The sequence below is a fragment of the Pelomonas sp. Root1444 genome, from assembly GCF_001426885.1.
Classification (GTDB): Bacteria; Pseudomonadota; Gammaproteobacteria; order Burkholderiales; family Burkholderiaceae_C; genus Pelomonas.
Map to the genome: position 1 here is coordinate 103,870 of NZ_LMFP01000013.1, position 6,688 is coordinate 110,557.

Sequence of the window (6,688 nt, forward strand, 5' to 3'; positions counted from 1 at the left end):
CATGCCTCTCGGCACCCTAGACCGCTCACCGCCACCGTTCTTCCGTCAGGGTCCGTCGGCGCTGACCAAGCTCGCGCTGTGTTCGGCGTTGGCGCTGCTGCTGATGGTGGCCGATGCCCGCTTCAAGCTCATGCACCCCGCGCGCGCCGCGCTGGCCCTGGTGCTGCAGCCGGTGCAGCGGCTGCTGCTGACGCCCGTGGACGCCTGGGAGACGGCCGGCGACTACCTGCGCGGCACCCAGCGCGCAATGGCCGCCGAGGACCAGGCCAAGCGCCAGCTCGCCGAGCAGGCCGAGCGCTTGTCGCGCGCGTCGGCGCTGCAGGCCGAGAACGACCGCCTGCGCAAGCTGCTGGACCTGCGCCCGGCGACGGCCGTGCCGTCGCTGTCGGCCGAAATCCTGTTCGAGGCGCCGGACCCGTTCTCTCGCCGCGTCGTCATCGACCGGGGCGCGACACAGGGCGTGGCGCCCGGCTCGCCGGTCATCAACGAGGCCGGCGTGCTGGGCCAGGTGACGCGGGTCTACCCGTTGTCGGCCGAGGTCACGCTGCTGACCGACAAGGATGCCGCCATCCCGCTGCTGAATGCGCGCACGCAGATGCGCAACGCCGCCGCCGGCCGCGCCGACGGCACCGGCATGGAGCTGCGCTTCCTGGCCGCGAACGCGGACGTCAAGGTCGGCGACCTGATGACGACCTCGGGCCTGGACGGCGTCTACCCGCCGGGCCTGCCGGTGGCGAAGGTGGCGACGGTGGACCGCCGCGGCGACTCCAGCTTCGCCCAGGTGCTGCTGGCCCCCATCGCCCAGCCCGACAGCGCACGGCATGTGCTGGTGCTGCAGCCCATGGACCGGCATGTGGCGGCCAAGCGGGAGGCCGAAGTGGCCGCCGCGGCGGAGGCCGCATCGGCCGCCGAGGCCAAGGCCACGGCACGCGAGGCGAAGAAGGCCGCACGCGCCGAGAAGGCTGCCGAAAAAGCGGCCACCAAGGCCTCGGGAGCCGCGCCATGATCATGCCGCGCGCAGCCGAGAAGCTGCTGCTCCCTGCCAACCCCTGGTTCATCGCCTTCACGCTGATCGTCGCGCTGATGGTGGACATGGTGCCGGTCGGCCGCGCCGCCGCGATGCCGGACGTGCTCGCCGTGGTGCTGGTGTTCTGGGGCGTGCACCAGCCGCGCCGCGTCGGCGTGCTGTGGGCCTTCATCTTCGGCTTGGCTGTCGACGTGCACGACGGCGCCTTGCTCGGCCAGCACGCGCTGGCCTACAGCGGCCTGAGCTTCGGCGCCATCGCGCTGCATCGCCGCCTGCCGTGGTTCTCCTTGCGGGCGCAGGCCGTCCAGGTGCTGCCGCTGTTCTTCGGCGCCCATGTGCTGGCGCTGGTCGTGCGCATGCTGGTCGGCGGCATGTGGCCGGGTTGGGGCATGCTGCTGGCGCCGGTGTTCGAGGCCGCGCTGTGGCCGATCGCGAGCGTGCTGTTGCTGGCGCCGCAACGCCGCGCGCCGGACCGCGACGCGCACCGCCCTCTCTGACCGAGCCGCCACGCCGTGGTCGTCATCAAGAACCTCCACCAGGAGCTGTCGCGCTTCCGGATGCGCGTGCTGGCGGCGGGCGCGTTCGTGCTGTTCTGCTTCGGGCTGCTGGTGTTGCGCCTGGTGTGGCTGCAGGTCTGGCAGTACGACAACTTCGCCGAACGCGCGGAGTCCAACCGCATCGCCATCGTGCCCATCGTGCCCAACCGCGGCCTCATCAAGGACCGCAACGGCGTGGTGCTGGCCAGCAACTACTCGGCCTACACGCTGGAGATCAACCCCGAGAAGGTCGTCGACCTGGACGCCACCATCGAGGCGCTCGGCCACGTCGTCGACATCCAGCCGCGCGACAAGCGCCGCTTCAAGCGCCTGCTGGAGGAAGCCAAGCACACCGACTCCCTGCCCATCCGCACCAAGCTGACCGACGAGGAGGTGGCGCGCTTCACGGCCCAGCGCTTCCGCTTCCCCGGCGTGGAGATCAAGGCGCGGCTGTTCCGCTCCTACCCGCTCGGCGAGGTCGGCGCCCACCTGATCGGCTACATCGGCCGCATCAACCAGGCCGAGAAGAAGCAGATGGACGACTGGGAGGAGGAGGACCTCGCCAACTACCGCGGCACCGAGTACATCGGCAAGCTGGGCCTGGAGCAGGCGTACGAGAAGGAGCTGCACGGGCTGACCGGCTTCGAGCAGGTGGAGACCAGCGCGGGCGGCCGAGCCGTGCGGCGGCTGGACCACAAGCCGCCCACGCCGGGCAACACGCTCAACCTGTCCATCGACATCAAGCTGCAGGCGCTGGTGGAGCGGCTGTTCGGCGAGCGCCGCGGCGCGCTGGTGGCCATAGACCCGCGCAACGGCGAGGTGCTGGCCTTCGTTTCCAAGCCCACCTTCGACCCCAACCTCTTCGTCGACGGCATCGACGCCGACTCCTGGCGCGACCTCAACGAGGACATCGACAAGCCGCTGCTGAACCGCGCGCTGCGCGGCACCTACCCGCCCGGCTCCACCTTCAAGCCGCTGATGGCCATGGCCGCGCTGACCAGCGGCAAGCGCGCGCCCGGCACCATCGTCATGGACAACCTGACCTACAGCTTCGGCGGCCGCACCTTCGGCAGCCCCGAGACCGACCGACCGGGACCGAAGGACATGCGTCTGGCCATCGTGTCGTCCTCCAACGTCTACTTCTACAGCCTTGCCAACGAGATGGGCGTGGACCTCATCCATGACCAGCTCGCACCCTTCGGCCTAGGCAGCAAGACCGAGATCGACGTGCAGGGCGAGGTCAGCGGCGTGCTGCCGTCGCAGGCATGGAAGCGCAACTACTTCCGCAAGAGCCCGGCGAACCAGAAGTGGTTCCCCGGCGAGACGATCTCGCTGGGCATCGGCCAGGGCTACAACAGCTTCACGATGCTGCAGATGGCCAACGCCTATGCGACGGTCTCCTCCGGCGGCCAGCGCTACAAGCCCCGCCTGGTGCGCGAGATCGAGGACGTCGTCAGGCACGAACGGCGCCGCATCGCCAGCGACGCGCGCGAGCCATTGCCGCTGCGCCCGGCCGACGTCGACGTCATCCGCAACGCGATGAACGGCGTGACGCTGGAAGGCACGTCACGCCAGGTGTTCCTGGGCGCCGCCTACCAAAGCGGCGGCAAGACCGGCACGGCCCAGGCGGTCGGCCTGAGGGCCGGCGAGAAGTACAGCAGCATCAAGGCGGACGAGCGCAAGCGCGACCATTCGCTGTACGTCGCCTTCGCGCCGATGGAGCACCCCACCGTGGCGCTGGCCGTCATCGTCGAGAACGCCGGCTGGGGCTCGTCCTCGGCCGCGCCGATCGCCCGCCGCGTGTTCGACTACCTGCTCACCGGCACCTACCCCAGCGAGGAAGACATCGCCAAGACGCAACTGGGCCAGACCTTCGCGCCCATCGGCACGCCGCGCAAGGTGGCCGACGTGCCGCTGCTGCCCGGCCAGGCCGCTTCCGCGCCCATCGCCGCCTCGGCGCCCGCTTCAGGAGCTTCACGATGACCGTCATCGAGCGTCCGCCCCTGTGGCAGCGCCTGAGGCCCTGGCTCAGCGGCTTCGACATCCCGCTGCTGCTGGCCGTGCTGTGGATGTGCGGCTGGGGCCTGCTGTGCATGTACTCGGCCGGTTATGACCACGGCACGCGCTTCGTCGACCATGGCCGCAACATGGCGCTGGCGCTGGGGCTGATGTACATCGTCTCGCGGGTGCCGCCGCAGACGCTGATGGCCCTGGCCGTGCCGCTGTACACGGTGGGCATCACGTTGCTGATCGCGACCGCGCTGTTCGGCGTCACGAAGAAGGGCGCGACACGCTGGCTCAGCATCGGCGTCACGCAGATCCAGCCCTCCGAGCTGTTGAAGATCGCCACGCCGCTGATGCTGGCCTGGTGGTTCCAGAAGCGCGAGGGCCTGCTGCGCTGGCCCGACTTCATCGCCGCGTTCGCGCTGCTGCTGCTGCCCTTCGTGCTGATCGCCAAGCAGCCCGACCTCGGGACCGGCATCCTGGTGCTGGCCGCGGGCCTGTACGTGATCTTCTTCGCCGGCCTGCCCTGGAAGCTCATCGTGCCGGCCGTCGTGCTGGCCGCCGCCGGTGCGACCGCGCTGGTGCTCAGCGAAGACGCGATCTGCCAGCCGGACGTCAAATGGCCGGTGCTCAAGGAGTACCAGAAGCACCGCGTCTGCACGCTGCTCGACCCGAGCAAGGACCCGCTGGGCAAGGGCTTCCACATCATCCAGGGCGAGATCGCCATCGGCTCGGGCGGCGTGACCGGCAAAGGCTTCATGCAGGGCACGCAGACCCACCTGGAATTTATCCCCGAACGCACCACCGACTTCATCTTCGCGGCCTTCGGCGAGGAGTTCGGCCTGCTGGGCGCGCTGGCGCTGCTGGCCGGCTTCACCGCGCTGATCCTGCGCGGGCTGATGATCGCGTCCGACGCGCCGACGCTGTTCACGCGGCTGATGGCGGGCGCCGTCACGCTGTCCTTCTTCACCTATGTCTTCGTCAACATGGGCATGGTCAGCGGCATCCTGCCCGTCGTCGGCGTGCCGCTGCCCTTCATCAGCTATGGCGGCACGGCGATGGCGACGCTCGGCCTGTCGCTCGGGCTGCTGATGTCGATCGCGCGGGTCAAGAAGCTGGTGAAGACATAGTCGCCGGGAAGCGGATCGTGAACCGCGCGCCCGGCCCCTGCCCGTCGGGCGACTCGCCGCCCGCCGCGCGCCGCACGCGGGCATCGTCCAGCGTCAGCTCGGCCTCGTGCTGCTGCACGATTTCCTTGACGATCGCCAACCCCAGCCCCGAGCCCTCGACGCCGCTGCCCAGCGACCGGTAGAAGGGCTGGAACACCTTCTCCCGCTCGCCCGGCGCGATGCCCGGCCCGCTGTCCTCCACCTGCAGCACGACGACCTGGCCGAAGGGATCTTCGACGACGCGCACCGTCACCAGCCCGCCGGCCGGCGTGTACAGCAGCGCGTTGTCGACGAGGTTGCGGATCAGCTCGCCCAGCAGCACCGGCTGCCCGTGCACGCGCAGCCGGCTGTCATCCGGCACGACACCGTCGTAGCCCAGGTCGATGCGCCGCTCCAGCGCGCGCGGCACGAAGTCGCGCACGGTGTCGATGGCGATCTCGGCCAGGTCGAGCGGCTCGCGCCGCAGCGCCTGCTCGGCGTCCTCGGCGCGCGCCATCGACAGCAGCTGGTTGACCATGTGCGCCGCGCGCTCGCTGGCCCGCGCGATCTGCGCCAGCGAACGCTTCAGTTCATCGGGGCTGGAGCGGCCGGCGTCGATCTCGCGCTGCACCAGCTCGGCCTGGGTGCGCAGGCCGGCCAGCGGCGTCTTCAGCTGGTGCGCAGCATCGGCGAGGAAATGCTTCTGCCGGCTCATCGATTTGTCCAGCCGCGCGAGCAGGTCGTTGATCGCGCGCACGAGCGGCGCAACCTCGTCTGGCACGCGTTGCTCGTCGATGGGGCTCAGGTCCGAACTCTCGCGCGAGCGGATGCGGCGCTGCAGCTCGTTGAGCGGCGAGATGCCGCGCGCCAGCGCCAGCCAGACCAGCAGCACCGCCAGCGGCAGGATGACGAACTGCGGCAGGATGACGCCCTTGATGATCTCGTTGGTCAGCCGCGCGCGCTTGCCCAGCGTCTCAGCGACCTGAACCAGCATGGTCTTGCCCGACCCGGCCTGCCCTTCGGGCGACACCCAGAGGTACGCCACGCGCACCGCGTCCGTGCCCACCTCGTCGTCGCGGAAATGCAGCTCCCAGGGCACGATGGTCGCATCCTCGGTCGGCACCGGCAGCGTCGCGTCACCGCTGAGCAGCTCGCCGCGCAGGCCCAGCACCTGATAGAAGACCGTGTCCGACGCATCCGCCCGCAGCAGCGCCGCCGCCTCGGGCACGAGCGCATAGCGGTCCCGCCCCTTGGCCGGCGCCGACTCCGCCGCCACCTGCAGGCCGAGGCTGCGCGCCGTCTCGCCCAGCTCGCGGTCGTAGGGGCGGCTCGCGATGCCCTGGGCCACCAGCCAGGTCAACGCAACGCTGATCGGCCAGATCAGCAACAGCGGCGCGAGCATCCAGTCGAGGATCTCGCCGAACAGCGAGCCCTGCTGCGGGCTGCCGTTGTCTCTCGACGGCATCTATGCGGGCCGCAGCACCGGGCCGGCGAGGCGCTTCATGACGCGATTTTCTCCAGGCAATAACCCAGGCCGCGCACGGTCGCGATGCGGATCGGCCCCTGCTCGATCTTCTTGCGCAGCCGGTGGATGTAGACCTCGATGGCGTTGTTGCTGACCTCTTCGCCCCACTCGCACAGCCGCTCCACCAGTTGGTCCTTGCTGACCAGCCGGCCGGCGCGTTGCAGCAGCACCTCCAGCAGCGACAGCTCGCGCGCCGACAACTCCAGCATCTGCTCGTTGATGTAGGCCACGCGGCCGGTGGCATCGAAGGTCAGCGGCCCATGCTTGATGAGGCTGCTGGCCGTGCCCAGGCCGCGCCGGGTCAGCGCCCGCACGCGCGCCTCAAGTTCCTGCAGCGAGAACGGCTTGGCCATGTAGTCGTCGGCGCCCAGATCCAGCCCCTTGACGCGCTGCTCGACGCTGTCTGCCGCGGTCAGGATCAGCACCGGCATCGTCGACCCGCGCGCGC

Annotated in this window: 6 protein-coding genes; 4 read left to right on the forward strand and 2 right to left on the reverse strand. The window is 70.1% G+C overall.

Annotated elements, in window-relative coordinates; translation table 11 throughout:
* Position 1 precedes the first annotated feature (1 nt).
* The 4 genes from mreC to rodA are packed head-to-tail and all read left to right on the forward strand — an operon-like array spanning position 2 to position 4,697.
* Positions 2–1,006: a rod shape-determining protein MreC gene (gene mreC, locus ASD35_RS13995; RefSeq protein WP_056875561.1), complete on the forward strand. Its 1,005-nt coding sequence runs from the start codon at positions 2–4 to the stop codon at positions 1,004–1,006.
* Complete coding sequence (gene mreD / locus ASD35_RS14000; RefSeq protein ID WP_056875562.1) at positions 1,003–1,524, forward strand: rod shape-determining protein MreD; 522 nt, start codon at positions 1,003–1,005, stop codon at positions 1,522–1,524. Before mreC ends, mreD begins: the two co-directional genes overlap by 4 nt.
* 15 nt (positions 1,525–1,539) lie before the next feature.
* On the forward strand, positions 1,540–3,546 hold the full coding sequence (gene mrdA, locus ASD35_RS14005; RefSeq protein WP_157275563.1) for a penicillin-binding protein 2: 2,007 nt from the start codon (positions 1,540–1,542) through the stop codon (positions 3,544–3,546).
* Positions 3,543–4,697 (forward strand): rod shape-determining protein RodA, encoded by a 1,155-nt coding sequence (gene rodA / locus ASD35_RS14010; protein WP_056875563.1) that lies wholly within the window; start codon positions 3,543–3,545, stop codon positions 4,695–4,697. The genes mrdA and rodA overlap by 4 nt, the downstream gene beginning before the upstream one ends.
* Here the strand turns inward: rodA and ASD35_RS14015 are convergent.
* Together ASD35_RS14015 and ASD35_RS14020 are read right to left on the reverse strand one after the other, a co-directional pair.
* On the reverse strand, positions 4,675–6,180 hold the full coding sequence (locus ASD35_RS14015; RefSeq protein ID WP_056875564.1) for a sensor histidine kinase: 1,506 nt from the start codon (positions 6,178–6,180) through the stop codon (positions 4,675–4,677). The two genes, rodA and ASD35_RS14015, sit on opposite strands and share 23 nt — an antisense overlap.
* A gap of 35 nt (positions 6,181–6,215) precedes the next feature.
* On the reverse strand, positions 6,216–6,688 hold a 473-nt coding region (locus ASD35_RS14020), incomplete at its 5' end, for a response regulator transcription factor (RefSeq protein WP_235538347.1).